The organism is Campylobacter sp. (assembly GCF_052169515.1).
GTDB lineage: Bacteria > Campylobacterota > Campylobacteria > Campylobacterales > Campylobacteraceae > Campylobacter_A.
Genome location: NZ_JBQNCH010000008.1, coordinates 25,349 through 50,044, shown reverse-complemented (window position 1 = coordinate 50,044; position 24,696 = coordinate 25,349). Strand labels below are relative to the sequence as shown.

23 protein-coding genes are annotated in these 24,696 nt (G+C 37.2%); 13 read left to right on the top strand and 10 right to left on the bottom strand.

Annotated features, from left to right (window positions below; translation table 11 throughout):
- The first annotated feature begins 152 nt into the window (after nucleotides 1-152).
- Nucleotides 153-2,981, top strand: a complete 2,829-nt coding sequence (gene uvrA, locus ACTTKV_RS04000; RefSeq protein WP_442549361.1) for an excinuclease ABC subunit UvrA — start codon at nucleotides 153-155, stop codon at nucleotides 2,979-2,981.
- 58 nt (nucleotides 2,982-3,039) lie between these two features.
- On the opposite strand, the gene ACTTKV_RS03995 is transcribed toward uvrA, so the two are convergent.
- The gene (locus ACTTKV_RS03995) at nucleotides 3,040-4,209 is read right to left on the bottom strand and encodes an O-antigen ligase family protein (protein ID WP_442549360.1); all 1,170 of its coding nucleotides are present in this window, start codon (nucleotides 4,207-4,209) and stop codon (nucleotides 3,040-3,042) included.
- 85 nt (nucleotides 4,210-4,294) lie between these two features.
- On the opposite strand from ACTTKV_RS03995, the gene ACTTKV_RS03990 reads away from it, so the two are divergent.
- From ACTTKV_RS03990 to ACTTKV_RS03980, 3 genes are read left to right on the top strand one after another with little or no spacing between them, the layout of a single operon-like run.
- Complete coding sequence (locus tag ACTTKV_RS03990) at nucleotides 4,295-5,323, top strand: glycosyltransferase family 2 protein (protein ID WP_442549359.1); 1,029 nt, start codon at nucleotides 4,295-4,297, stop codon at nucleotides 5,321-5,323.
- 3 nt (nucleotides 5,324-5,326) lie between these two features.
- Nucleotides 5,327-6,376, top strand: a complete 1,050-nt coding sequence (locus ACTTKV_RS03985) for a glycosyltransferase family 4 protein (RefSeq protein WP_442549358.1) — start codon at nucleotides 5,327-5,329, stop codon at nucleotides 6,374-6,376.
- Nucleotides 6,373-7,143, top strand: a complete 771-nt coding sequence (locus ACTTKV_RS03980; protein ID WP_442549357.1) for a polysaccharide deacetylase family protein — start codon at nucleotides 6,373-6,375, stop codon at nucleotides 7,141-7,143. The genes ACTTKV_RS03985 and ACTTKV_RS03980 overlap by 4 nt, the downstream gene beginning before the upstream one ends.
- Nucleotides 7,144-7,218: 75 nt before the next feature.
- On the opposite strand, the gene ACTTKV_RS03975 is transcribed toward ACTTKV_RS03980, so the two are convergent.
- The 7 genes from ACTTKV_RS03975 to waaC are packed head-to-tail and all read right to left on the bottom strand — an operon-like array spanning nucleotide 7,219 to nucleotide 13,210.
- Nucleotides 7,219-7,722: a hypothetical protein gene (locus tag ACTTKV_RS03975; RefSeq protein ID WP_442549356.1), complete on the bottom strand. Its 504-nt coding sequence runs from the start codon at nucleotides 7,720-7,722 to the stop codon at nucleotides 7,219-7,221.
- The gene (locus ACTTKV_RS03970; protein WP_442549355.1) at nucleotides 7,722-8,519 is read right to left on the bottom strand and encodes a polysaccharide deacetylase family protein; all 798 of its coding nucleotides are present in this window, start codon (nucleotides 8,517-8,519) and stop codon (nucleotides 7,722-7,724) included. Before ACTTKV_RS03970 ends, ACTTKV_RS03975 begins: the two co-directional genes overlap by 1 nt.
- The gene (locus tag ACTTKV_RS03965) at nucleotides 8,516-9,589 is read right to left on the bottom strand and encodes a glycosyltransferase family 4 protein (protein WP_442549354.1); all 1,074 of its coding nucleotides are present in this window, start codon (nucleotides 9,587-9,589) and stop codon (nucleotides 8,516-8,518) included. The genes ACTTKV_RS03970 and ACTTKV_RS03965 overlap by 4 nt, the downstream gene beginning before the upstream one ends.
- A 4-nt stretch (nucleotides 9,590-9,593) precedes the next feature.
- The gene (gene rfaQ, locus ACTTKV_RS03960) at nucleotides 9,594-10,655 is read right to left on the bottom strand and encodes a putative lipopolysaccharide heptosyltransferase III (RefSeq protein ID WP_442549353.1); all 1,062 of its coding nucleotides are present in this window, start codon (nucleotides 10,653-10,655) and stop codon (nucleotides 9,594-9,596) included.
- Nucleotides 10,652-11,356, bottom strand: a complete 705-nt coding sequence (locus ACTTKV_RS03955; RefSeq protein ID WP_442549352.1) for a glycosyltransferase family 2 protein — start codon at nucleotides 11,354-11,356, stop codon at nucleotides 10,652-10,654. Before ACTTKV_RS03955 ends, rfaQ begins: the two co-directional genes overlap by 4 nt.
- Entirely contained in the window at nucleotides 11,350-12,243 is an 894-nt protein-coding gene (locus ACTTKV_RS03950) for a lipid A biosynthesis lauroyl acyltransferase (RefSeq protein WP_442549351.1), read from the bottom strand. The genes ACTTKV_RS03955 and ACTTKV_RS03950 overlap by 7 nt, the downstream gene beginning before the upstream one ends.
- A complete protein-coding gene (gene waaC / locus ACTTKV_RS03945; protein WP_442549350.1) occupies nucleotides 12,236-13,210 on the bottom strand; it encodes a lipopolysaccharide heptosyltransferase I in 975 nt (324 codons plus the stop codon). Before waaC ends, ACTTKV_RS03950 begins: the two co-directional genes overlap by 8 nt.
- A gap of 63 nt (nucleotides 13,211-13,273) precedes the next feature.
- Between waaC and ACTTKV_RS03940 the strand changes: the two genes are divergently transcribed.
- Complete coding sequence (locus ACTTKV_RS03940) at nucleotides 13,274-14,311, top strand: 3'-5' exonuclease (RefSeq protein WP_442549349.1); 1,038 nt, start codon at nucleotides 13,274-13,276, stop codon at nucleotides 14,309-14,311.
- 143 nt (nucleotides 14,312-14,454) lie between these two features.
- On the opposite strand, the gene murD is transcribed toward ACTTKV_RS03940, so the two are convergent.
- Both murD and mraY read right to left on the bottom strand, forming a co-directional pair.
- Entirely contained in the window at nucleotides 14,455-15,672 is a 1,218-nt protein-coding gene (murD, locus tag ACTTKV_RS03935) for a UDP-N-acetylmuramoyl-L-alanine--D-glutamate ligase (protein WP_442549348.1), read from the bottom strand.
- A gap of 8 nt (nucleotides 15,673-15,680) precedes the next feature.
- Nucleotides 15,681-16,745, bottom strand: coding sequence for a phospho-N-acetylmuramoyl-pentapeptide-transferase (gene mraY / locus ACTTKV_RS03930; protein WP_442549347.1), 1,065 nt, complete (start codon nucleotides 16,743-16,745; stop codon nucleotides 15,681-15,683).
- Nucleotides 16,746-16,825: 80 nt separating this feature from the next.
- Here mraY and gpmI point away from each other — a divergent pair, with 80 nt between their 5' ends.
- The 8 genes from gpmI to ACTTKV_RS03890 are packed head-to-tail and all read left to right on the top strand — an operon-like array spanning nucleotide 16,826 to nucleotide 24,666.
- Nucleotides 16,826-18,289, top strand: coding sequence for a 2,3-bisphosphoglycerate-independent phosphoglycerate mutase (gene gpmI, locus ACTTKV_RS03925; RefSeq protein WP_442549346.1), 1,464 nt, complete (start codon nucleotides 16,826-16,828; stop codon nucleotides 18,287-18,289).
- Nucleotides 18,290-18,293: 4 nt separating this feature from the next.
- Entirely contained in the window at nucleotides 18,294-19,055 is a 762-nt protein-coding gene (gene fliR / locus ACTTKV_RS03920; RefSeq protein ID WP_442549345.1) for a flagellar biosynthetic protein FliR, read from the top strand.
- A 57-nt stretch (nucleotides 19,056-19,112) separates the two neighbouring features.
- Nucleotides 19,113-20,519 carry a Highly acidic protein gene (locus ACTTKV_RS03915; protein WP_442549344.1) on the top strand — a complete coding sequence of 469 codons (1,407 nt, stop codon included), beginning with the start codon at nucleotides 19,113-19,115 and terminating at the stop codon, nucleotides 20,517-20,519.
- Nucleotides 20,520-21,131: a guanylate kinase gene (gene gmk, locus ACTTKV_RS03910; protein ID WP_442549343.1), complete on the top strand. Its 612-nt coding sequence runs from the start codon at nucleotides 20,520-20,522 to the stop codon at nucleotides 21,129-21,131. It begins immediately after the preceding gene.
- 51 nt (nucleotides 21,132-21,182) lie between these two features.
- Entirely contained in the window at nucleotides 21,183-21,404 is a 222-nt protein-coding gene (tatA, locus tag ACTTKV_RS03905; RefSeq protein WP_442549342.1) for a twin-arginine translocase TatA/TatE family subunit, read from the top strand.
- Between the two features lie 9 nt (nucleotides 21,405-21,413).
- Nucleotides 21,414-22,997, top strand: coding sequence for an arginine--tRNA ligase (gene argS, locus ACTTKV_RS03900; RefSeq protein ID WP_442549341.1), 1,584 nt, complete (start codon nucleotides 21,414-21,416; stop codon nucleotides 22,995-22,997).
- A gap of 6 nt (nucleotides 22,998-23,003) precedes the next feature.
- Nucleotides 23,004-24,080: an iron-containing alcohol dehydrogenase family protein gene (locus ACTTKV_RS03895; RefSeq protein WP_442549340.1), complete on the top strand. Its 1,077-nt coding sequence runs from the start codon at nucleotides 23,004-23,006 to the stop codon at nucleotides 24,078-24,080.
- 13 nt (nucleotides 24,081-24,093) lie between these two features.
- Nucleotides 24,094-24,666 (top strand): serine O-acetyltransferase, encoded by a 573-nt coding sequence (locus ACTTKV_RS03890; RefSeq protein ID WP_442549339.1) that lies wholly within the window; start codon nucleotides 24,094-24,096, stop codon nucleotides 24,664-24,666.
- Nucleotides 24,667-24,696 lie beyond the last annotated feature (30 nt).

Here is a 24,696-nt window from a genome sequence, read left to right as displayed (position 1 = left end):
TCTGGCGTAGAATATCAAAAAAAGCTGAAAATGATATAAATATACTCTTAAATTTACTTTTGGGCATGATCATAAAAAGTTCTTTTATAAAGTTTTTATCACTTTTAGACTAAATTTATAGGTTAAAATTTCAAAAAAGGTCATATAAATTTATGAATGATACTATACAAATAACTGGTGCACGCGAGCACAATCTTAAAAATTTAAATCTTGAAATTCCAAAAAACAAACTAGTAGTCTTTACCGGCCTTAGCGGAAGTGGCAAGAGTACACTAGCCTTTGATACGCTCTATGCTGAGGGGCAAAGAAGGTACATGGAGAGCCTTAGCAGCTATGCTAGACAGTTTCTAGACCGAGTGGGCAAGCCTGATGTAGATAAGATCGAGGGTTTAACGCCCGCTATTGCGATCGATCAAAAGACGACTTCTAAAAACCCTCGTTCGACGGTTGGTACGATTACAGAAATTTACGACTATCTAAGGCTTTTGTACGCAAGAGTTGGCGTGCAGCACTGCCATAAATGCGGCAAACCTATCTCAAAAATGAGTGCAAGCGATATCATAAACGAAATCTCAAAGCTCCCGCTTGGCGCAAAAGTAATCATATATGCACCGCTAGTGCGTGAGAAAAAGGGTACATGGGCGGACTTGATCGAAAATTTACGCCAAAAAGGCTTTGTAAGAGCGCAGATAGATGGCGTGGTGGTGAGGCTTGACGAGGAGATCGAGCTTGCTAAAACTAAAAAACATACAATAAAGGTCATCGTTGATAGGATCGCCATCGATGAACAAAATTACGAACGCCTTGCAAGTGACGTGGAAAAAGCGCTAAATGAGAGCTTTGGCGAGGTCGAGATAGAGATCGCAAATGCCGACGAGCTGGGGGTTAAAGAGAGTTTTATACATTACAGCGAGCATATGGCTTGCTTTGATTGTAAAATTTCATTTACGCCGCTTGAGCCGCTAAGCTTTAGCTTCAACTCTCCAAAGGGCGCTTGCGAGCATTGCGACGGACTTGGTATAAGATACAGCCTAGATATGAGCAAGATCATTGACGAGGAAAAGTCGATAGAAAATGGCGCTATCAAGCTGCTTTATGGCTACAACATGAGCTACTACTATAAATTTTTACTTGCTTTTTGTGAGCAAAATGAGATTGACATTAAAAAGCCATATTATGAGCTGAGCGAAGATGAAAAAAGACTCGTTTTATACGGTAACGTAAAGGAAATCTCGTTTTTTTGGAAGCGAAATAAACTGCTTAGAAAATTTGATGGAGTAGTTAAAATTTCACACGGACTTTTAAAGGATTATAAGGACTTTGACGAGTATATGAGCGAGAAAATTTGTGATGCTTGTAATGGCCACAGGCTAAAGCCCCAAAGTCTAGCGGTTAGGGTCGCTGGCCTTGGGCTTGGTGAAATTTTGGATATGAGCATAGAAAACTGCACCGCATTTTTTTCAAATGAGAAAAATTTTGCCTATCTTAGTGACTACGACAAGGCGATTGCAAAGCCTATTTTAAAAGAAATTAACGAGCGTCTTTTCTTTTTATATGACGTGGGACTTGGCTACTTGTCGCTTGGGCGTGATGCTAGGACGATTAGTGGTGGTGAGGCGCAGCGCATCAGGATCGCGAGTCAGATAGGAAGTGGGCTAAGTGGTGTCATGTACGTGCTTGATGAGCCAAGTATCGGCCTGCATGAGCGAGATACGATAAAGCTTATAAAGACGCTTAGAAATTTACAAGCTAAAGGCAACTCTGTAATCGTCGTCGAACATGATAAAAAGACGATAGAAGAGGCTGATTATATCGTTGATATCGGCCCTGGAGCTGGTAAATTTGGTGGTAACGTGATCTTTTCTGGTAGCCCAAAAGAGCTTTTAAGCTCAAACACGCAGACTGCCCTATATATAAATGGTAAGAAAAAGATCGACTACCAAAAAAATAGAAAGGCTGAGAAGTGGCTTGAAATTTCAAATGTAAATATCAATAATATCTCAAATTTAACCGCGAAATTTCCGCTTAGAAACCTTGTGGGTATCACCGGCGTTTCAGGATCTGGCAAGAGTTCGCTCGTGCTTCAGACCTTGCTTCCAGAGGCACAGGAGCAGCTAAATAGAGCTAAAAAAGTTAAAAAGATAGCTGGGGTAAATTTAAGCGGACTTGAGAATTTAGACAAGGTTATATACCTCGATCAAAGCCCGATCGGACGCACTCCACGATCAAATCCAGCGACATACACTGGCGTAATGGACGAGATCAGAAATTTATTTGCCCAGACTAAAGAAGCTAAACTTAGAGGCTATAAAATAGGGCGCTTTAGCTTTAATGTCAAGGGTGGACGTTGCGAGAAGTGTCAAGGCGAGGGTGAGATCACTATCGAGATGCACTTTTTACCTGATATCAACGTGGTTTGCGACGTTTGCAATGGCGCTAGATACAACGCTCAAACCTTGGAAATTTTATACAAGGGTAAAAACATCGCTGAGGTGCTAAATATGAGCATCGATGAGGCGGTTGAGTTTTTCAAAGCGGTGCCAAAGATCGCTTCAAAGCTCACCACACTGCAAGACGTGGGACTTGGCTACATCACGCTTGGACAAAATGCTGTAACACTAAGTGGCGGAGAGGCGCAACGTGTGAAGCTGGCAAAAGAGCTTAGCAGAAGCGATACTGGAAATACGCTTTATATCCTTGATGAACCAACGACAGGGCTTCATTTTGCTGATGTCGATAGACTAGTAAAGGTGCTAAATCACCTAGTTGATCTTGGAAATTCTGTTTTTGTTATCGAGCATAACATGGATGTTATCAAAAACTGCGACTATATCGTAGATATGGGCCCAGAAGGTGGTGCAAAGGGTGGCAAAGTAATAGCGTGCGGTAATGTAAAAGATGTAGCCAAAAACTACAAAAAAACTGGCAGCTATACAGGAGAATTTCTAGCACAAGAGCTTGAGGAAATGAAGAAAAAGTAGAAATTTAACTCAACCGTTTCTTTATAAAAATTTAAAACGGTTGAGACGCGTCGGAGCGTTAGCTAATTTTTAAGGTTAATTTTTCATCTATAGCACTTGTAGCTAGTGCCCAAAATAGTAGCATTAAAAGTGCATTTTCATGGTGAAATGTGGTGTTTACAAGTGAGATGATGTTTTGAAAAGCAAGCATTAAAAGTGCAAGAAAAACTATGCTATTTTGTCTAAAATTTTTAATAAATTTTATAAATAGTGATAGCTGAAATACCAAATATGCAATCAAAGCAATAAGACCTTTTTCTGTTAAGAATGTCAAAAATGTGTTATGTGCGTGAGATACGTGTGCTTTGACGCTTTGCGGGAAAAAGTATGTTAAATCTATACTCTTAAAATTCCCACTGCCTATGCCAAAAAAGATATTGTCTTGCCATGTTTTAAATGCACTTTCAAAGATGAGAAATCTAAATTCACCGCCTTGTACTCCCTTTGACATTTGATCGTATATTCTTTCATCTGCAGTAAATGCTATGGTTATATATAAGTATGTGAAAAAGACTACACAAAATAAAATAGATAATGTTAAAGAGAGCTTAATACTGGCCTCTTTTTTATATATTAAATATGAAAAAATTAAAACACTAGCCAATGGGACCATGTAGGCGGTTGATCTTGAGCCAGCGATGGCAAGAGCTAAAATACAAATTGTGGCTATGGAAATATTTATCGACTTATTTATGTTTTTGTGTGACATAAGCGATAGGGCTGTTAGGAAAACTAAGAATATGTAAATAGCACTATGGTTTACATGGCCAATTGATTTTAATATTAAAAATGCCTCTGGATCCGGATCACTAAATTTTTCTATGCAAGCTGGAATAAATGCAGCGATAAAACCAGCAAATAAGGCAAAAAATAAAAATTTAAAATTTATTTTTTCTACACCAACACTTCTAGCTACTAAGAAAAATAACATACACCTTAGCGGATCAAGCGCTCTTGAGACGGGAACTCCATTTACCAAGCAGCTTATAAAAGTAGCCAAAACAAAGATAGAAATCGAGATATTTATGGCGTCAAATTTAAATTGCTTCTTTTCTTTGACGCAAATGTAAATTCCAGCCAAGACAAAAAGTGTAAGTGAAATTTGCTTTAAGCCCTCAGTTACTGGCAGTGTAAATAAGACAATAACCAAAAAGAGATTGTAGAGTCTAGATACAATGTCATTTTTCATGCAGATCCTTTAAAATTTAAGTGGACATTTTATCATTGCTGAACTAAAAATAATATACAATTAAAAAAAATTAAAAGGAAATATCGTGTCTGATGTGAAAATCAGCTTCGTGGTGCCTGTTTTTAACAAAGAAGAGCATGTTAGAGATTGCTTAAATTCACTTGTATCTCAAGATATGGACGATATTGAGATCATAGTTGTAGATGATGGAAGCAGTGATACCACGCCTCAAATTTTGAAAGAGTACGAAGATAAAATAATATTAAAAACAAAGAGTAATGCAGGCGTTAGTGCTGCTAGAAATGATGGTATATTGCTAGCTAAAGGAAAATATACTATTTGTGTAGATGCTGATGACTATGTGGAAAAGGATTATGCCTCGTGCGTTTATGATATTACGAAAAAATTTGATGCAGATATAGTGATAACGGATGCATTTAAAATTTGCGGTAATAAAAAAGTATGTTTAAAGGACTTTGAGACAAAAGATAGTTGTATTATAGATAAAGACGAGTATTTAAAGAAATTGCTCGCTTCAAGACATAATAAAGTCTTACATAACACATGGAATAAGGCTATTAAAACAGAAATTTTAAAAGAAAATTTGTTTCCAGTCGGGATCACACAAGCTGAAGATTTTCATGTTGTGGTAAGAAACGTCATCGCTTCAAAAACTCTTGTAAAGTTAAACAAGGCGTTTTATTATTACAAGATTGGAGAGAATAACACTAGCGGTTTTGAAAAACTAAAAGCTGTGATGGACCATAAATTTGTTTATGACGATATAATCTCAATTTTAAAAAACAAAAATTTAGCTCCTGAGATGGTGCCTGATCTTGAGCTTAGAAAGATAAAAAGCGTCTATATACCGGCTATTTCGGCGAGACCAAATCTAAAAAATAGTAGCTATGTAAAGGCACTTGATCTTTTTTACGAAGATATTGATAGCATCATAAATTCAGCTGGTTTTTCAAAACTTAGATTAAAACATAGAATTTTGCTTAAAGTGCTAAAAAATGTAAAATCATATGAAAATATATCAAAAATTTTAAAAATCTTTAATACAATAAATGGCTTTTTGTCAAATAAAAAAATGAAAGAATTTAAAGAGTAGAAGATGATAAATATACTTGAGCTTGAAAGCTCTCTTGGATTTGGCGGACAGGAACACCGTACTCAGCGTGTGATAAATGGACTAGATAAGAGCAAATTTAAGGTTTTTTATGGGCTAAATCCTGGCTCAAAAAGCTTTGAAAAGCAAATAGATTGCGAATTCGTTGAGTTTAACCTCAAAAAGTCTTTTAATATCTTTGAAATTTTAAAAATTTGCAAATTTGTAAAGCAAAATAATATAAAAATCATCTCAACTCACTCAGGAAAAGACGGCACAATAGGCGCTATAGTGGGCAAAATTTGTGGCGTTAGCGTGGTTCGTACTAGGCATTTGCAGCTACCTATAACATCGCCTTTGCCTTATAACCTAAGCACAAAAGTAGTCGGTGTTTGCGACTCGGTTTGCGCTGATCTTATAAAAAGAGGCGTAAAAAAAGAGAAGGTACTAAAAATTTACACTGGGATTGATACGCAAAAATACACACCAGAATTTAAGATAAACATGAAAAAAGAATTTGGCCTAAGTGACTATGTAGTGGGTGTTTGTATCGTGGCAGTGCTAAGGGCTGCTAAAAACCACAAGCTCTTAATCGATGCATTTAGTGAACTAAATTTAGAAAATTCAGCTCTTTTTATCATAGGTGACGGTCCTCAAAATGAGAACCTAAAAGAGTGTATAAAAGATAAAAAAAATATATTCATGCTTGGCAACAGAACCGATGTGAGCGATTTTTTGGGCTCACTTGATATCTGTGTGTTACCTTCAGATATGGAGGCTATCGGTGGAGCGTTGCTTGAAGCGTCTTCGTGCAAGCTAGCCACTATCGGAAGCGACGTGGGTGGTCTTAGCGAGGCAGTAAGCGACGGAAAGAGTGGATTTTTATTTCAAAATGGCGATAAAGAGGGGCTAAAAAAGGTGCTTAAAAGGCTTATTTTGGATGAAAATTTAAGAAAGCAGATGGGCGAGTTTGGTAGAGAGTACGTAAAAGAGGTATTTAGTATCGAAAAAATGATAGAAAACACACAAAATTTATATATGGAACTTTTAAAATGAGTGTAACAGTTTTGATGTATCACCACGTGCTTGAAAAGAGCGGTTTTATCGCTAGCAGCGTGGATGAGTTTAGATCGCATATGAAATTTCTGGCTGAAAATGGCTATAAAACGCTAAGTATAAATGAGTTTATCGCTTATAAAAAAGGCGAGCTTGAGGTACCAAAAAAGAGCGTTTGTATAACATTTGATGATGGCTGGATGGACAACTACATTTACGCCTATCCTATCGTGAAGGAATTTGGGCTAAAGGCAAATCTTTTCATAGTTACTGGCTGGGTAGAGGCGGCGCAAAAGGCACACGAGATGAGGCCTGCTAACTTTTTAAATGTCGATCACAACGAGTGCAAGAGGTTTGCTCCAAGTAGGCCACAAGATGTGATTTTAAATTTAGAGCAGATCGAGAAAATGAGTGATTGTTTTTACTTTCACTCACATACGCATGGTCATTTTGATAGATATTTTGGACAGCTTAGTTTGGACGAGGAATTTTGCCTTTGCCGTGAATTTATGAAGAAAAATTTTGGCTTTGAGGACGATTCACTATGCTGGCCGCGTGGCAAATATAACGAAGAGTATCTAAGCACTGCCAAAAAGCACGGTTACAACGCGTTTTTCACTACAAAACGTGGCATTAATAAAGCTGATGGAAACCTTGAAGAGATAAAGCGCATAGTGACAAAACGTGATGAAAAATGGCTAAAAAAGACTATGTTTATATACCAAAATGACATTTTAGGCTCGATCTATGCAGCCATAAGGTCTTAGTGGGCTAAATTATTTAGTAAAAATTTTCTCATTTTTGGCTATATGTTTTTGCAAGATCTGAAGAATCGCTTTTGATTATATATTTCGCTTTATTGGCGATTTAAATTCTAATTTAAATTTATACTCAAGACCTGATAGATCAAGCTCTTTTTTGCCTATATGCTTTTGAGTATTGTCTGGATCTTCACCGGAGTTTCTCTTATAAATTCCGGCTATTCGATCTTCTTCATCTATGCTTAAAATACAGAGTATATCGCATTTGCTGATGCGTGCAAGAGGGTTGGTACTTGCGTAGATCACAACTTTTACAAATGGCATGATAAATTTAAAAAACGGCCTTAGCTCATCTTTGTGGTCGGCTTTAATTTTTACCCTTGGTCGTATAAAAAAGAGATTTACGCTCATTACTCCATCGTCTATAACAGCGATCTGATGCGGCTTAAAGTCTCCAAAACCTTTGCGTCTTAGTTCTTTGCCAAGTGTGCTTTTGCCGCTACCATGAAGTCCAGTAAGAGCGATTAAAGCTCGTTTTTTATCTTTTAAAATTTCTTTACAAACCTCATTTAATGCTTCAAACATTATTTGTAGCCTCTGTTCCTAAAATCTGAGTAAATTTTGCCAATAAATGGTATTGAGTATATAAAAAGCTTCTTTTTGATCCTAAAAATGTAGTCGTTCTCGGTCTTTCCATTGTTTGATATATCTATGCGTCTTATCTTAAATTTATCATCTTCTGCGCAAAATCCACCGTCTATTACACTAAAAGCAAAATTGTAATACTCTTTCACAACCTTTAGAGAAAGCTCATTAAAATGCCCCTTTGGAAAGCAAAAACCAAATTCCTTTTTTTTAGGAAATAGCTCTTTTATCTTGGTGAGTGAGCTAGAAAATTCCTCTCTTAGCTTTACCTCATCGTTGCTTTTGCATGAAAAATGGCTCGCCGTGTGACTATCAAACTCAAAAAGCCCACTCTCGCGCATCTCTTTAATTTCGTCTAAATTTAAAAAATACTCACCATCTTTTTCGTAGTCAATCTCTTTATGTCTTTTGAATGTAAAATCGTAATTTTGCCTTTCAAAATCTTTAATCTTATCTGTTATCAAAAAGCAAACGGCAGGAATTTTTAGCTCTTTTAAGATAGGAAACGCAAATTTATAATTATCAAAATATCCATCATCAAAAGTTAGCAAAATATTCTTTTTTGAGGCTTTGGCTCGTCCTGCCACAATATCTTTAAACTGGCCGTAGTCTATAAATTTATAACCCTCATCTAATGCCATAAGAAGTGCTTTTTTAAATAACTCTGGACTAATGGCAAAGTCATTTTCATTATAGTTACAATGATGCATTGTTAATATACAAACAGGGTAGTTCATTTTTTCTCCAGTAAATTTTTAATAGCCTGTTTTAGCGCCTTGTGGCTAAAGTTTTCATCCACAAATTTAAAGGCATTTTGTGAGTAAATTTTAGCTTTTTCAGGCTCGTCTATCAGCTCTAAAATATACTCTTTTAGCGAAACCTCATCTAAATTTTTAGCACAAAGCCCACGCTCTTTGTCTTTAACTAGCACGTTCATCGGGGCGTTATCATAGACTACGACTGGCACTTTTGAGCTCATCGCTTCAAGCAATACAGTACCAAGCCCCTCAGAGTGCGAAGCAAATACGTAGATGTCAAAGCTTTTTATAACATTTGCCGCGTCATTTCTAAATCCAGTAAAGATGATCTTATCTTTTTTGCTAAAAATAGAGGCAATCTCATTTTTTGTGCTTTCGCTGATATTTCCTGCAAATACTATAGTAGCGTCCTTTTCTTTTAAAATCTCTTTTGCTGCACTTGCAAAGTCATAGACGCCTTTTTTGCGATAAAGAGAGGTAAAAGTACCGATGACTAGCTCGTCTTGAGAGATATTAAACTCATCTCTAAATGTACTTTTTGTGCTATCAATCTTTTCAACATCAACCGTACTTGGCATAAAAAAGAGCCTATCTTTGCTAACGCCGATGCTTAGCAGATACTCCTTGACACTAGTTGAGATGTACAAAATTTTATCAAATAGTTTTTTGTGCATGAGCTTTGAAAGAAAGCCTTTTATAGGAAAAAGATTGTGTCTTTCCTTATAAAATTTAACGCCCTTACTTCGGTAAAATAGTCCAGCAATGGCCCCAACCCAGCTATCAGTTGATCCATGAGTTATGACCACATCTATATTGTTATCTTTGATTGCTTTGCAAATGGCCGGTATGCTTTTATGAAAATTTTTCTTGCTCATCTCTTGTGCTATAACACTAAAGCCTTCTTCTTTTGCAATACTTTCTATCTGAGAGTTTGGGTTGCAAAAAAGTATGACATTATGACCCATTTCACGCATAAAACGCATCTCGTTTAGTGTCTTATTTTGCTCACCACCCCAATTAAAAAGTGTCTGCGTGTGAATAATGTTCATCTGCCTATCCTAAAATTTCTTTTATTTTGGCTTTTATTTTTGGCATTTCGTCACTAAAATCCATCAATGTTTTTTCTACACCATGCCTTGCTATGCCTTCTTTGTCGCAAGGCACAAAATCCCAATCTTTTTGATAAACAGTGTGTTTGCCCATGCTTTGTATACCATTTCGTTTGGCGTAGCCATTTTGCATGAGTGAGCTGTCCCATGGACCCCACTCATAAGCGTTACTTGGGCCAAAAAAGGCTATTACCGGCACGTCATTTGCCGCAGCTATGTGCATGACGGCGGTATCGACACCGATAAAAAGACTTGAATGCTTTGATAGAGCGATCGTTTGTTTTAGGCTTAGCTTGCCGCCTAAATTTATAGGCTCACTTTTGCAAATTTTTAGCACACTTGCAAGCTTTTCAAGCTCATTTTCTTTGTTGTCACTTGTTAGCACGACCTTTATGTTTAGCTCATTTTCGCAGTAGTCGATGAGCTCTGCCATGCTCTCATCGTTTGCACATTTAAACATCCAGCGACTCGTTAGATGCATGTGTACAAAGCGTTTTGGCAAATTTAGATGCTCTACGCTCTCATCTGAAAAAACACTTACTTTTTTGCTCACCGGTTCAAATCCTAAAGCCCTTAGCGCGTTTAAATTTAGATCAATCGTGTGAGAGAAATTTTCGTAGTATTTTGCCTTTACGCTTAAGAGCTTGTTTATTGCCTCGTGCTTGCCCAAAAAGCCAACTATTTTTTTGATCTTTGCATATTTTGAGATGATCACGCCACGATCGCCAGTGGTTGTTTGCACCGCAATGTCATACTTCTCTTTTTTGATCGCTTTTATAAATTTTATTTCCGTGATAAGCTTTTTAAAAAAGCCAGAATTTGCACTTTGTCTATCGTAAATGTGGATCTTGTTTACATGAGGATTGCCCTCAATCATCTCTTCAGTCCCTTTATTTAGAGCGAAGTCGATGGTCGCGTCAGGGTAGTAGTGGTGTAAATTTTCAATGAGCGGCGTGGTCAGAAGCACATCGCCGATGTTTCTAAATTTAATTACTAATATTTTCATTTTATGTATTTCCAAAATGTGTATTGAGCGTAAAGTCTAGCGATGATGTAGCCAGTAAAGCCCTCTTTAAATCCACCTTTTAGCAAATAAAGCTTAAAAAATGTCCAGGTCGGGCTTGTGAGTGCCTTTAGTAAATTTTTCTTTGCGCCAATGCTTGAGTAGTGATTTTGCTTAGTGATAAACTGCTCTATACTCTCGTATGCGTAGTGCAAAAAGTGATTTTTAAGCGTCCCAAGCTTTTGTGTGCTGTCATTTAAAATAACCTTTTCATGCACAGCTCTGCCATCAAATTTGGCAAAATTTTTATTAAAAAGTCTTACTGTATAGTCTGGATAAAGCCCCATATTTTTTATCGCTTTGCCAAAGAAAAAATTTAGTCTAGCTACATTGTAGGCAATAAATTTTGGCTTTTTAAGAGTATCTAAAATTTCATTTCTTAGCTCACTCGTGATCACTTCGTCGCTATCAAGCACAAAGACCCACTCATTTTTGGCTAGATCCACACCCTTTTGCTTTTGCGCGCCAAATCCCAGCCAATCTTGCTCATGAAATTTCACATTGCTAAAGCCATCACAAATTTGCCTTGTGCTATCTTTTGAACCACTATCTACAACGATAACCTCATCAGCAAATTTAGCGCTTTCTAGCACCTCTTTTAGATATTTTTCGCTATTGCAAGTTAGGATGATAACGCTTAGCATTTATACTCTTTTTCGTAAAATCTCTTAAATCGCTGGTGAAACCAAAAGTACTCCTCAGGCTTTGCTCTTACCATCTCTTCACATGCGCTACACTGCATTTGTGTCGCTTTTTGCACGGCCTCTTCTTTGTCAAACGTGCTTATGTCTATTGGCTGCTCAAAGCAAATTTCATTTAAATTTTCACCTTTTTGGTAGATAAATGCATTTATGATAAGGGCATTTGTCTTTTGCGCTAGCACGCTTGCTGCTGGCGTGTGAAGCACATCTTTGCCAAAAAACTGCACCTTTATGCCATCTTTTGGTGCTGTGTTTTGATCAACTAAAATTCCTACTATTCGCCTAGCTTTTAACGCTTTTAAGATATCTTTTGCACCGCCATCTTTGTCTATTAGCTCCACATCAAACTGCGATCTGTTGGCTCTTAAAATTTTATCCATGACGCTGCTATCAAGCCTTCTGCCAAGCGCCGAAGAGGCCCCAAAGCGAGCCGCGACAGCTAGGCCAAATATCTCCCACTGCCCAAAATGCGCAGTTGTAACTATGATGGGCCTGCCAGACTTCATCGCGTCAAGTAAAAAGTGCTCATTTTTAAAGACAACCTTTTCAAGGATCTTTTGCTTTGTTGTATTTTGGTTTAGAATGAAATTTATACCAAGAAATTTTGCAAAGTTGTAGTAGCATTTTTTGGCGATTTCGAGCTTCTCTTCTTTTGTTTTTGACTCACCAAACGCAAGATCTAAATTTGTCATAACGATATGAAATCTCTTTTTTTTAAGTTTCATAAACGCAAACGCTAAAAATTTTGCAAGTAGATTTTGAAATGAGCGAGGCATTAAAAATATAAAAAATTTTAAAGTGTAAAAGCCAGCCAGATATAGCTTATCCATGAAGTAGCCTTTTTGCAAAATTTGCAACCGTTTCTGGGTAAATTTCTTTTATACAAAAGTCGTTTTTATCGATACTTCTAGCATCTATAATTTTGCCCATATCAACGACAAGATTTTTGTCTGTGGCGTAGGCATTTCTGTGGCTTGGGCGGTTACCAAAAAGCGTGATAGAAGGCCTATTTATTGCCCATGCAAGGTGTGTTAGGCCGCTATCGTTGCCAATTACCAGATCACAACTAGCGATGTAATCTATCATATCTTTTATGCTTAGTTTTTCAAGTAGCTTTGCCTTGGTATCTGAGATGATCGCCTCAGCTCTTGTTTTTTCGCTGTTGTTGCCGTAGCAAAGATAAATTTCACATCCATCAAGCAGCCTGATCACATCTTTAAATTTGTCATAAATTTTACTCTCTTCGCTCGCAAATGCAGCGATCAATACACGCTTTTTACCACTTTCATTTTTAAAATTTCCAACTATTTCAAAGCATGGCGATTTTTCCAAAATTTCACTTCTATCAAAGCTAAAATTTAGAGCGTATCCTGCAAGGCTTAGATTTCTAACTATTATGTTTTCGTTGTAGTCAATTTTAAATTTATGCTTGTAAAGTCTAGCAGCTATTTTCTCTTTGACGCTCTCTTTGCTAAAACCGTAAATTTCTTTACCAAGTAGTTTTGCGACGACGGCTGATTTAAAAAGTCCCTGCATATCAATTACTTTGTCAAATTTACCAAGCGTTTTTATGATCTTGTAGCTTTTTTTAAAGCTCTCTTTAAGTGGTAAAACGACTAGCTCGTCGATTAGTGGATGATCTTTTAAAAGGCTTGCAAAACGAGCATCAACGAGCCATGTGATATGGGCATTTGGATGGTGCTTTTTGATAAACTGAAGCACTATAGCCGCATGGACAATGTCACCAAGTGCTGATAGCTTTACAATGGCTATTTTTAGTTGATTTTTGTTTTGCATTGATCACTTTAGATATAAATTTTTGGTATGATTTTAAGAAAAAATGCTTAAAAAAGGGCTAAAATGGCAAAAAGCTACATCTGTGTCTTTGACTGCGAGACTATACCTGATACAAATTTGATAAGAAAAATTTACGGCATTGACGGAAGCGATGAAGATGTGAGTATCCAGGCGATGGCTTTACAAAAAGAGGCTAGTGGAAGTGAGTTTTTACCTGTGATGTTTCATAGGGTCGTGGCGATCTCTGCGGTAATGGCTGATGAGTATGGCAAATTTTTAAAAGTTAGCACGATGGAGGGCAGGGACGAGCGCGAGATCATCGCTAAATTTTTAAAATTTATAAATGACTATAATCCAAGGCTTGTTAGCTTTAATGGCCGTGGCTTTGACCTGCCTATGCTAATGGTGCGTGCGATGCGTTATAACCTAAATGCAGTGGCGTATTACGAGAGCGAAAACAAAGAGCTAAACAAAAACAAATGGGAAAATTATAGAGCCAGATACTCGCCTAAATTTCACCTTGATCTGCTTGATTTTATAAGCGATTTTGGAAGTGTAAGAGGGCTAAAGCTCGATACTCTTTGTGCTAGTTTAAATTTACCTGGCAAGTACGACGTGCACGGCGATCAAGTGCTTGAGCTCTACTATGCAGGCGAGCTTGATAAGATCAACGAATACTGTGAAAGCGACGTTCTTAACACCTACTGGTTATTTTTGAAATTTGAGCTTTTGCAAGCAAATATCTTACAAGATGACTACATAAATCATCTAAGCGTGATGAGTGAATTTCTAGCGAAAAACTGCTCTCATAGGGGGTATACCAAAGTCTTTTGCGAAGCCATAAAAGATGAGCTAGCTAGACTTGGTGGAAAGCTTGATTACGAGATCAAGGTCCAAAAGGAGAGCGAGGATTACGAGGAATTTGACGATTTTAGCGATCTTGACGGCACAAAAGATACCCCTGAACAGCTAAATGAACGTTTGGCAAGACAAGGGCTTGACGGACTTTTAAAAAAAGCGAGCGAAGTTACACCAGCTACCAAAAAAGATAAGAGTTTTATAGAAGAAAAACTACCTGAAATAAATTTAGATGACGAATAGGGTAAAAATTTATAAGCGAGACTAAAATAATTATTTCTCGCCTAGCTTGATAAATTTGTATTTGTCGCAACCTTTGGTTGGTTTAGCTAGATTATAGTTTTATGGCTAAATCCACTCTTATAGAAAAGTCTAAAATTTTTATCTCAAAGAGCTTTTATAAACTCTTTAAATTTATCACCTCGCTCAGCGTAGCTTTTAAACTGATCAAGGCTTGCAGCTGCTGGGCTTAACAGTGCTATCTCGCCAGCTTTTAGCTCTTTGGCTATCTCATTTACAGCGTTTTGTAAAATCTCGCACTTTAGGGCAGGGATATTAAATTTAGCAGCTAAATTCATAAGCTTGTCGCTATTTGAGCCGATGGTGTAAATTTTGACCTTTAGATCTTTTAAACTCTCAAAGAGTTCTTCCATACTAACGCCCTTGTCATCGCCGCCTAGTATTAGGTGCATGAAGTGATCTTTGTAGCGTTTGACGGCTTGTATGCTAGCGTCAATGTTGGTAGCTTTTGTGTCATTTACCCAGGTTCGCCCCATCTTGTCGGTGAGCTCTTCAAGCTTGTTTGCCTCGATGACAAAGGTGTTTAAAAGCGCCACGTTGCAGCAGTCAAATAAAATTTTCTCCACCGCAAGTGCCAGCAGTGCGTCTAGCAAAAACGGCGTTTTAAAGGCTATATCATTTAAATTTACGCCGTAAAAACGAGCCAGATTGCTCTCATCTTTATAGGCGATCACTTTCGCTTTTGTAGGCGTTTTAGCGTAAATTTCAGGCACGATCGCTACGCTAGTTTCGCTCATGCTAGCAAGCGGCTTTAGCTTGGCCTTTTCGTACTCGCTCATGTCGCCATGCCAGCTTAGATGATCAGGAGTGATCGGCAAAAGCACGTAGATGCCAGGTACTGCGCGCTTTGTGTAATGTAGGGTAAATGAGCTAGTCTCAAGTATCCAAATTTTGGCGTTTGGGTCTAAATTTGCCAGCGCAATGCCGACGTTGCCGCCCATTACTGAGCCCTTGCTCTCTAACAGGTGCTGCATCATCTTTGTCGTAGTTGTCTTGCCGTTTGTGCCGCTGATCCAGACGTTAAATGGCAGATGAGCCTTATAAATTTCATAAAAATAGTCATATTCGCTAACTAAATTCCTAGCTTTTTTTATAAGCTTGTGATGAGGTGGGATGCCTGGACTTGGTATCTCTAGACTGCTTTTTGCTGGGTCAAATTCGCTAACTGGCAAAAGAGTGTTGCCAAACTCGTCCTTAGAAATTTCGCTAAATTTATCATCATAGATATCCCAAAAGCCGTCGCTTACGAAGTTTTTAGCGATAGCTTTTGTCGTGCCACCATAGCCAAATAGTGATTTTCTCATGACTTTCCTTATCTGATCTTTAGCGCGGTTAGTGCGATCAAATTTGCTAAAAGCGCAATGATCCAAAAGCGCACGATGATCTTATTTTCTGCCCAGCCCTTTATCTCAAAATGGTGATGTATAGGCGCCATGAGGAAAATTCTGCGTTTAAAAATTTTAAAGCTGCCCACCTGCAAGATAACGCTTAGCGTCTCTACGACGAATATTAAACCTATTATGATAAGTAAAATTTCATTTTTGGTCGCAACGCCCATAAAACCGATATATGCGCCAACGCTTAAGCTGCCACTATCACCCATAAAAACCTCTGCTGGGTGGCAGTTAAACCACAAAAATCCCATGAGTGAGCCAATCAGTGCAGAGGCTACGACGACGCTCTCTCCAACGCCAGCGATTTTTGGCAAAAGCAGGTATGGGCTAAAGACGGCGTGACCGCAGATGTAGGCAAAAACGCCAAGACTTAGAAGTGAAAATATCGATGGCACAGCGGCTAGTCCATCAAGTCCGTCTGTTAAATTTACAGCATTTGATGCTGCGACAACGACTAGCATCCAAAAGAAAATGGCAAAAATTTTCATGTCAAAGATCGGTTGCTTATAAAATGGTAGGTAAAATTCAGTGTTTAACTCTTTGCTAAAGTACAAAAACGCTGCGATCAAAAAGGCGATTAGAAATTGAAAGAATAGCTTTGCTTTTGGGCTTAGGCCAGCATGATTTTTAGCGCCTAAAATTTTACTGTAATCATCTTTGAAGCCAAGCAAAGTAAAGCCAATTAGGCAAAGAAGTGAGGCTAAAATAAAGGTATTGTCAAGCCTTGCGCAAATAATCACAGCAATCACAGCTGTAGAAACAAATACAAGTCCACCCATGGTAGGCGTTTTGGCCTTTTTCTGATGAGTTTGCGGAGCCAGCTCGTAGATAGGCTGAGAAGCATTTTTTTTCTTTGCCCAGGTAATAAATTTTGGCATTAGATATGCCGTGAGTATAAATGCGATGAAAAATGCAAAACCTGCGCGAACTGTGATATATTGAAAGATATTAAAATTGAAAATTTCATAGATATAGTAAAACATAGGAGCCTTTATTTTAAAAAAAAGCAATTTTAGTATAATGGCCTTAAAAATTATCTAAATTTAAGGATAAAATTTTCAAAATGAGTCAAAAAACTATACTGATAATAACTGATGGCATCGGATATAACAAAAATAGCGAATTTAACGCATTTAATGCTGCCAAAAAACCAAACTACGATAAATTTTTTAAAGAAATTCCAAACTCACTTATAAAAACTTCTGGAAACGCTGTGGGACTACCTGAAGGACAGATGGGAAATAGCGAAGTAGGGCATATGTGCATAGGAAGCGGACGAGTTTTATATCAAAATTTGGTCAAAATTTCACGCAGCTTTGCTGACAGCTCGATAGCAGAAAATGAAGCCCTAAAAAGCCTCTTTAAAAAGTGCAAAAGAGTCCACGTTATAGGGCTTTATAGCGACGGTGGCGTGCACTCTCACTTGGAGCATTTTGACGGCATGTGTGAGCTTGCTAGTAAAAATGGCTGCGAAGTTTTTGCTCATTCTATCACCGACGGACGCGACGTCAGCCCAAATAGTGGTATAAATTTTATAAAAAGCTTGGAGGCCAAATTTAAAGTTGCTACCGTTTGTGGAAGATTTTATGCGATGGATAGAGATAAGCGCTGGGAGCGTGTAAAAGAAGCCTATGAGATCTTGGTAAATGGAGCAAATTTAAGTAGCTTATCGCCAAGTGAATATCTACAAAAAAGCTACGATGAGGGTGTGACAGACGAGTTTATAAAGCCAGCAAGCTTTAATGGCTTTAAAGGTATAGGCGAAGATGATGGCGTGATCTTTATAAATTTTAGAAATGATAGAGCAAGAGAAATTTGCGAGGCTCTTGGCGAAGAGAAATTTAGCGAGTTTGAGCGACCCTTTGCTATCAAAAATCTAATCACCATGACCGAATACGACGCAAATTTTAAATTTGAAGTGCTCTTTAAGAATGAAAAGATAAAAAATACGCTAAGCGAGGTCATATCAGCCGCTGGACTAAGGCAGCTTCACACGGCTGAGACTGAAAAATACGCCCACGTAACATTTTTCTTTAATGGTGGCGTCGAGGAGCTAGCCAGCAATGAAACGAGGGTACTAATCCCTAGTCCAAAGGTCAAAACCTACGATGAAAAGCCAGAGATGAGTGCTGCAGAGGTCTGCAAAGCTGTGCTAAAAGGCATGGATGACGAACAAGACTTCATTGTAGTAAATTTCGCAAATGGCGATATGGTTGGGCACACTGGCAACTATGATGCTGCTATAAAGGCTGTAGAAGCCGTGGATACGGCTCTTGGAGAAATTTATGCCAAGGCAAAAGAGAAAAACTACGCTATGATCATCACGAGCGATCACGGAAACTGCGAAGAAATGCGAGATAGTAGCGGTGAGTTACTAACAAATCACACGACATACGACGTCTTTTGCTTTGTGATGGCTGATGGCATAAAAGAGCTAAAAAATGGTGGGCTAAACAACATAGCTCCTACTGTTTTAAAGATCATGGGGCTTGAAATTCCTGCTGAGATGGACGAGGCTTTAATATAAAAGGATGGAACTAGTCGAGTTTTTTGGAGCTGATAAAGTCATAACCTTTATGCTCCTTTTTGCACGTCTTAGTGGGCTCATTGTATTTTTCCCATTTTATTCTCACAATCAAATCCCAATGGTCGTAAAAACTTTATTAGTTTTTGCTCTTTGTATTGTGCTTTTTCCATTATCTCACGCTCATGGGCACGCTATAAATTTTTTATTTATGGAAATTTTGAGTGAGGTCATACTTGGTCTTTGTGCTGGTCTTTTGCTAAATATTGTTTTTGCCATACTTCAAATGGCTGGCGAGCAAATTTCTATGGTTATGGGTTTTTCGATGGCTTCGGTGCTTGATCCGCAGACTGGTACAAACTCGCCAGTGATTGCAAATATTCTAAATTTTATCGCTCTTCTTGCATTTTTAATGCTTGATGGTCATCATTTGATATTGCAGTTTTATTCTACTTCACTTTCAGCTATACCGCTTGGGGATTTTTATCCAAGAAGTGGTGTGATGAGCTATGCTCTAAAGCTTTTTGGTAATCTTTTTATGTTTGGTTTTGTTCTATCTTTCCCTATTATCGCACTATCTATGCTTTCAGATGCTATTTTTGGCATGCTTATGAAAACTATGCCACAATTTAACCTGTTGGTTATTGGCTACCCTATTAAAGTAACTATTGGATTTTCGGTTTTGATAGCTATCTTGGCTGGTATTGTAAAAATAATAACTGATATGATGGTTCAAATTTTAAACGATATGCCAGCACTATTTTTTTAAGTAAATAGCAATGAAATTTATCATAAAATACAGCCTCAAGTGCTTCAAGGAGGGATTATGAAAGTTGCGCTAGTAAATAAAAACCCAGCGGTTTCTCGCCTTATAACGCTAAGTCTAAATAAGCTAGGTATAGAGTATAGTGAATTTGATGATATTAGTAATGTTGGTGATACATTTGATTATATTATCATCGATAGCGATATAGATAGCAGTGATGTAAATTTAAATCAAAAGATAATGTATCTAGCACCTAGAGGCGGAGAAAAGCCTGACTTTGCTGACGTTATGCTTGAAAAACCATTTTTGCCAACGGAATTTATTAGTTTATTTGAACAAAATAGAGATACTGGCAATGATGTGGATCCTGAGCTTGGGCTAGATGAGCCTGCAAATTTTGATGATTTTATTGAAAATAATAGAACTTTTGGAGATTTAGAGGATTTTGAGCTCCCAGAGATTGATGCAGAACTTGAAAATTTGGCAAAAGAAGATGACAAGACAGAGCAATTGGATGATGAGATATTAGACGATGATTTTTTAAAAGAGCAGCTAAAGGACTTGGAAGACGAAGATCTAAAAGATCAAGATGTTAGCTTTGATGAAAAAGATACCGAGTTTGCAGATGATGAGATAAATAATGTAGATGATACGATAGAAAGTCTAGATGATCTAGATGAAAATTTAAATAAATCTTTGCAACAAGACGATGAATTGGTAGTTACTAAAGAAGAAGAGCATGGCGATGATCTTGGTGGGCTAAGCTCGCTTGTAGATGAGATAGATGACATGAATGAGAGTAATTTGATAGATGAAGAGGCTATAAATGAGCTTGACAAAATAGTTGAGCAAAATACTCAAAATTTAGAAACTACTGACCTTGACGAAGAATTTATAGATGACATAAGTCAAAGTAAAAAAGAACTTAGCGAGATTGAGTCTTTGGATAAAGAGTTAAATGAAGAAGCCAGTGAAAATTTAGAAGACTTGGAGATCGAATCTGGTAGTGAAAATTTAGAGTCCGAACTACAAGAAGAGTTTGATGCCAGTACATTGACTAAGCTTGAAGAAGAGCAAAATTTAGATAATGGGTCAAATCTAGTAGACGAAATCAAAGATGAAATAAGTGAGGATTTGGAAGAAATTTCTGAATTAGAGCCTGAAGAAGAAAATTTTGTCATTGAGGATGAAGGGCTTGAAGAAGTAGAAAATTTAGCCGATAGATTAAATGATCTAAATTTTGATGTTTCATCAATAGATGAAATAGATGAATACACGATGTTAGCAGCATTTGGCATGGAAGCCAATGATGGCTCACAAAATGATAAAAAAATCGATGCTGACTATAAAGAAGAGCTAACCAAAAAGATCACAAAACACGTCCATGAGTCACTAAATGAGAGCTCGCTAAGGGATGTGCTAAAAGATATGAACATTAAGATAAATATAAGTTTTGAGGAAAAGTAGTTGCAAGGACAAATTTTAGTAGTTTCAGGACCTAGTGGAAGCGGCAAAAGCACGCTACTAAGCCGTCTTTTAAAGGAAGAGAAAGACCTGTATTTTTCTATCTCAAGCACGACTAGAGCAAAAAGGGATGGCGAAGTTGATGGGGTGGATTACTATTTTATAAAAGAAGATGAATTTAAAAGCGGCATAGAAAAGGGCGAGTTTTTAGAGTGGGCGCAGGTGCATAAAAACTACTATGGCACGAGCCTAAGGCCAGTTTTAGAGGCACTTGAGGCTGGAAAGATAGTTATATTTGACATTGACGTGCAAGGCTTTCACATCGCGCTTGAGAGATTTAAAAGCTATATCACATCAGTTTTTATCACCACAGTAAATAAAAAAGAGCTTAAAAAGCGCTTGAAAAACCGCGGAACAGATAGCGAAGAGACGATAGAAAATCGCCTAATGAACGCAGTTGGCGAGATGGAGCATATCTTGGAGTATGATTATTTTCTAGTAAATGATGATATCGAAAAGAGCTACCGCGGACTAAAGTCAATACTTAGAGCGATGAGACTAAAAAGTGCCAAAATAAACTTGAGGCAGGTCATCGACGAGTGGATAGATTGCTAGAAATTCAGGAATTTATGATAACATTTTGAAAAATTTAAACGAGGAGAAAAGATGGGTTCTTTTAGTATTGGCCACTGGCTAGTTGTTTTGGCGATTATTGTTTTACTTTTTGGAGCGAAGAAGATCCCAGAACTTGCAAAAGGACTAGGTAAGGGCATAAAGACTTTTAAAGCCGAGATGGAAGATACAACACCTGAAAAGAGCGAGAAAGTCGAGCATAAAGAAGAGAGCGCTGCTAGTCATAAGATAGAAGAAACAACTAAAAACGCATAGGTTTTAGAGTTGAAAAATAAAATAAAAGCTGAAATTTCAAAGGTTTTAGAGCATGAATTTGTGCTTGAAAAGCCAAAGGATAAAAATTTAGCCCACTATGCAACGCCTCTTTTTAGCCTTGCAAAGGAGCTAAGAAAGTCGCCGGCTATGATAGCTAGCGAATTTGCTGATAAATTTAGTGATAGCAAGATAGTTGAAGCTAGTGCAGTAAATGGCTACTTAAATTTTAAGCTCAAAAGCGAGTTCTTGGATGAAATTTCAAAGCAAATTTTGCTAGATAGTGAAAATTTTGCAAAAGAAGATGCGAAAAAAGATAGCTATCTAATAGAATATATTAGCGCAAATCCAACTGGACCGCTTCACATTGGACATGTTAGAGGTGCAGTTTATGGCGATACATTAGCAAGGCTTGGTAAAAGACTTGGCTACGCCATCTCAACAGAGTACTACATAAACGATGCTGGCAATCAAATCGATCTGCTTGGCACTTCGATATCTCTCGCGGCTAAAGAGCAGCTTTTTAACGAAAGCATCGTCTATCCAGAGAAATACTACCGTGGGGATTATATTTTAGATATCGCTAAGCTTGCAAATGAGAAATTTGGCAAGGAAATTTTTTATGATGAGAGTAGAAACCTCGAGCTTGCCGAGTTTGGCAAGGATATCGTGCTTGAGATCATCAAAAAAGACTTAGCTGACGTTGGGATATTTATAGAGAGCTGGGCTAGTGAAAAGGCCCTTTATGAGGGCCTAGAGCCAACTATAAATAAGCTAAAACGCTCAAATCAAATGTATGAAAAAGATGGCGCTATCTATATCGCTTCGACCACGCTTGGCGACGACAACGATAGGGTTGTCGTTAGAAATGACGGCAGACCGACATATTTAGCTGGCGACATCATCTACCATAACGCTAAATTTGAGAAAAATTTTGACCGCTATATAAACATTTGGGGCGCAGACCACCACGGATATATCGCAAGGCTTAAGGCTGCGATAAATTTCCTTGGGTACGACGAAAACAAGCTTGAAGTGATACTTATGCAGATGGTTAGCCTGCTAAAAGAGGGTAAGCCATATAAGATGAGCAAGCGAGCTGGCAATGCTGTGCTGATGAGCGATATCGCAAGCGAGATCGGTGCTGAGGCGCTTAGGTTTATTTTTATAAGTAAGGCAAACACGAGCAGCTTGGAATTTGACGTAGATGAGCTTAAAAAAGAGGATAGTTCAAACCCTATCTTTTATATAAACTATGCTCATGCAAGGATAAATCAGATTTTTTCAAAGGCTGGAAAAAGCGTTTGTGACGTGATAAATGCTGACTTTGAATATCTAGACGAAAATGCTAAAAATTTACTTTTTGAGGCGTTGGTTTTACCTGAAATTTTAGAGGATGCTTTTATAACAAGGCAGCTTCAAAAGATACCAGACTATCTAAAGTCGCTAGCTGCTAGTTTTCATAAATTTTATAACGAAAACCGCGTGGTCGGTAATGAAAACGAAGATAGCCTGTTAAAGGTATTTGCAGTCGTTGCTGTTTCTATAAAAACGGCATTTGATATAATGGGTATCACAGCTAAAGATAGGATGTAAATTAACATGAACAATTCAAAAAATGTTTTAAGGTATATGTTTGGCAAGGGATCGATTTCTAATCTAAAATCAATTTTGGATACCAAAATCGAAGGCGATAGTTATGTTGTATATTTTATTGATGAATATTTTAAAGATAATAAAATTTTAGAAAATTTACCTATATCAAACGAAGACGAAGTTTTTTTTATTCAGACAAAAGAAGAGCCAAAGACTAAGGATATTAATCATTTAAGGGATTGTTTGCTCTCAAAAAATAAAACAAATCCAAAAGCAATTGTGTCATTAGGCGGTGGCTGTACTCTGGATACGGGAAAAGCAATTGCAAATTTATTAAAAAATCCAGGAAATGCTGAAGACTACCAAGGATGGGATTTGGTAAAAAATCAAGCTATCTATAAGATAGGTATACCAACTATTTCAGGTACTGGAGCTGAAGCTAGCAGAACTTGTGTCATGACAAACCCTAAAAATGGTTTAAAGCTTGGAATGAATAGTGATTTTACTATATATGATCAACTTATTCTAGATCCTGATTTGACAAAAAGTGTTCCAAGAGATCAGTATTTTTATACTGGAATGGATACTTATTTGCATTGTATAGAGTCATTGAATGGCAGTTACCATAATGCAATTGGTGATGCTTTTTCTCGCCAGGCTATAAACTTATGTAGAGAAGTATTTTTAAGTAAAGATATGATGAGTGATGAAAATAGGGAAAAATTGATGGTTGCTTCATATCTTGGTGGATGCGCGATAGCGAATAGTTATGTTGGATTAGTACACCCATTTTCTGCTGGTCTTAGTGTTGTTTTTGGTACACATCATTGTATTGGAAATTGCATTGCAATGACCGCAATGGATAAATTTTATCCAAATGAATTGGATGAATTTTGGCTGATGGCAAAAAAGCAGAGTGTTAGTATTCCTAGAGGAATTGCAAGTAATGTTACTGAGGATGTATATAAACAGCTTTATGCATCAACTATAATTCATGAAAAGCCATTAAGAAATGCTCTTGGGCATGAATTTAAGCAAATACTTACTTATGAAAAAGTTAAAGAAATCTTTAAATTAATGTAGAAAGTTTTTATATATGCAAGAAAAATATATTCCAATAAATTTTAAAGATTGTTTTACTATGGATGCTCATGAATTAAATAGAATTCCAAAAACTTGGTTTGGTAAAATCTATTATCTAATGATGTACAGTAGATATTCTATGCCTGTGTATATGAGATTGGCTCAATTTTTTTACTTAAAAAGAACAAGTAGTAAAAATTTATTTACTAGAAACATATTTGCTTTATTGCACTCATATTTCACTAGAAAAAATCAAATAAATAATTCTTTTGAAGTAAGCCCTTCTTGTAAAATAGAAAGAGGTGTTGTTTTTCATCATAGTGGAGTAACTATAACTTCTGATACTGTAATAGAAAGTGGTGTGCATATATTTAAAAATGTATTGTTTGGGCTTAAGAACAATAAAGCTCCATATATCAAAACTGGTGCAACAATTGGCAGCCATAGTGTTATATTGGGAGGGGTAATTATTGGTAAAAATTCAATAGTTGCCCCAGGCTCTGTAGTTGTTAAAGATGTACCTGATAGTGTTATAGTTGCTGGTGTTCCTGCTAAAATTTTAAAGAAAGTAGATGAGTTGTCTTAATTTTAGAAAGATGTATTGTGTTCAAATATT

What these genes read in the sequence shown, in the direction of transcription:
- ACTTKV_RS03965 (WP_442549354.1), bottom strand. Translation starts at nt 9,589, where the DNA reads ATGAACATTATTCACACGCAGACACTTTTTAATTGGGGTGGTGAGCAA.
- ACTTKV_RS03895 (WP_442549340.1), top strand. Translation starts at nt 23,004, where the DNA reads ATGAACAATTCAAAAAATGTTTTAAGGTATATGTTTGGCAAGGGATCG.
- ACTTKV_RS03970 (WP_442549355.1), bottom strand. Translation starts at nt 8,519, where the DNA reads ATGAACTACCCTGTTTGTATATTAACAATGCATCATTGTAACTATAAT.
- uvrA (WP_442549361.1), top strand. Translation starts at nt 153, where the DNA reads ATGAATGATACTATACAAATAACTGGTGCACGCGAGCACAATCTTAAA.
- fliR (WP_442549345.1), top strand. Translation starts at nt 18,294, where the DNA reads ATGGAACTAGTCGAGTTTTTTGGAGCTGATAAAGTCATAACCTTTATG.
- ACTTKV_RS03975 (WP_442549356.1), bottom strand. Translation starts at nt 7,722, where the DNA reads ATGTTTGAAGCATTAAATGAGGTTTGTAAAGAAATTTTAAAAGATAAA.
- murD (WP_442549348.1), bottom strand. Translation starts at nt 15,672, where the DNA reads ATGAGAAAATCACTATTTGGCTATGGTGGCACGACAAAAGCTATCGCT.
- mraY (WP_442549347.1), bottom strand. Translation starts at nt 16,745, where the DNA reads ATGTTTTACTATATCTATGAAATTTTCAATTTTAATATCTTTCAATAT.
- ACTTKV_RS03915 (WP_442549344.1), top strand. Translation starts at nt 19,113, where the DNA reads ATGAAAGTTGCGCTAGTAAATAAAAACCCAGCGGTTTCTCGCCTTATA.
- ACTTKV_RS03985 (WP_442549358.1), top strand. Translation starts at nt 5,327, where the DNA reads ATGATAAATATACTTGAGCTTGAAAGCTCTCTTGGATTTGGCGGACAG.
- rfaQ (WP_442549353.1), bottom strand. Translation starts at nt 10,655, where the DNA reads ATGAAAATATTAGTAATTAAATTTAGAAACATCGGCGATGTGCTTCTG.
- tatA (WP_442549342.1), top strand. Translation starts at nt 21,183, where the DNA reads ATGGGTTCTTTTAGTATTGGCCACTGGCTAGTTGTTTTGGCGATTATT.
- ACTTKV_RS03890 (WP_442549339.1), top strand. Translation starts at nt 24,094, where the DNA reads ATGCAAGAAAAATATATTCCAATAAATTTTAAAGATTGTTTTACTATG.
- ACTTKV_RS03995 (WP_442549360.1), bottom strand. Translation starts at nt 4,209, where the DNA reads ATGAAAAATGACATTGTATCTAGACTCTACAATCTCTTTTTGGTTATT.
- ACTTKV_RS03940 (WP_442549349.1), top strand. Translation starts at nt 13,274, where the DNA reads ATGGCAAAAAGCTACATCTGTGTCTTTGACTGCGAGACTATACCTGAT.
- ACTTKV_RS03955 (WP_442549352.1), bottom strand. Translation starts at nt 11,356, where the DNA reads ATGCTAAGCGTTATCATCCTAACTTGCAATAGCGAAAAATATCTAAAA.
- ACTTKV_RS03980 (WP_442549357.1), top strand. Translation starts at nt 6,373, where the DNA reads ATGAGTGTAACAGTTTTGATGTATCACCACGTGCTTGAAAAGAGCGGT.
- waaC (WP_442549350.1), bottom strand. Translation starts at nt 13,210, where the DNA reads ATGCAAAACAAAAATCAACTAAAAATAGCCATTGTAAAGCTATCAGCA.
- gpmI (WP_442549346.1), top strand. Translation starts at nt 16,826, where the DNA reads ATGAGTCAAAAAACTATACTGATAATAACTGATGGCATCGGATATAAC.
- ACTTKV_RS03950 (WP_442549351.1), bottom strand. Translation starts at nt 12,243, where the DNA reads ATGGATAAGCTATATCTGGCTGGCTTTTACACTTTAAAATTTTTTATA.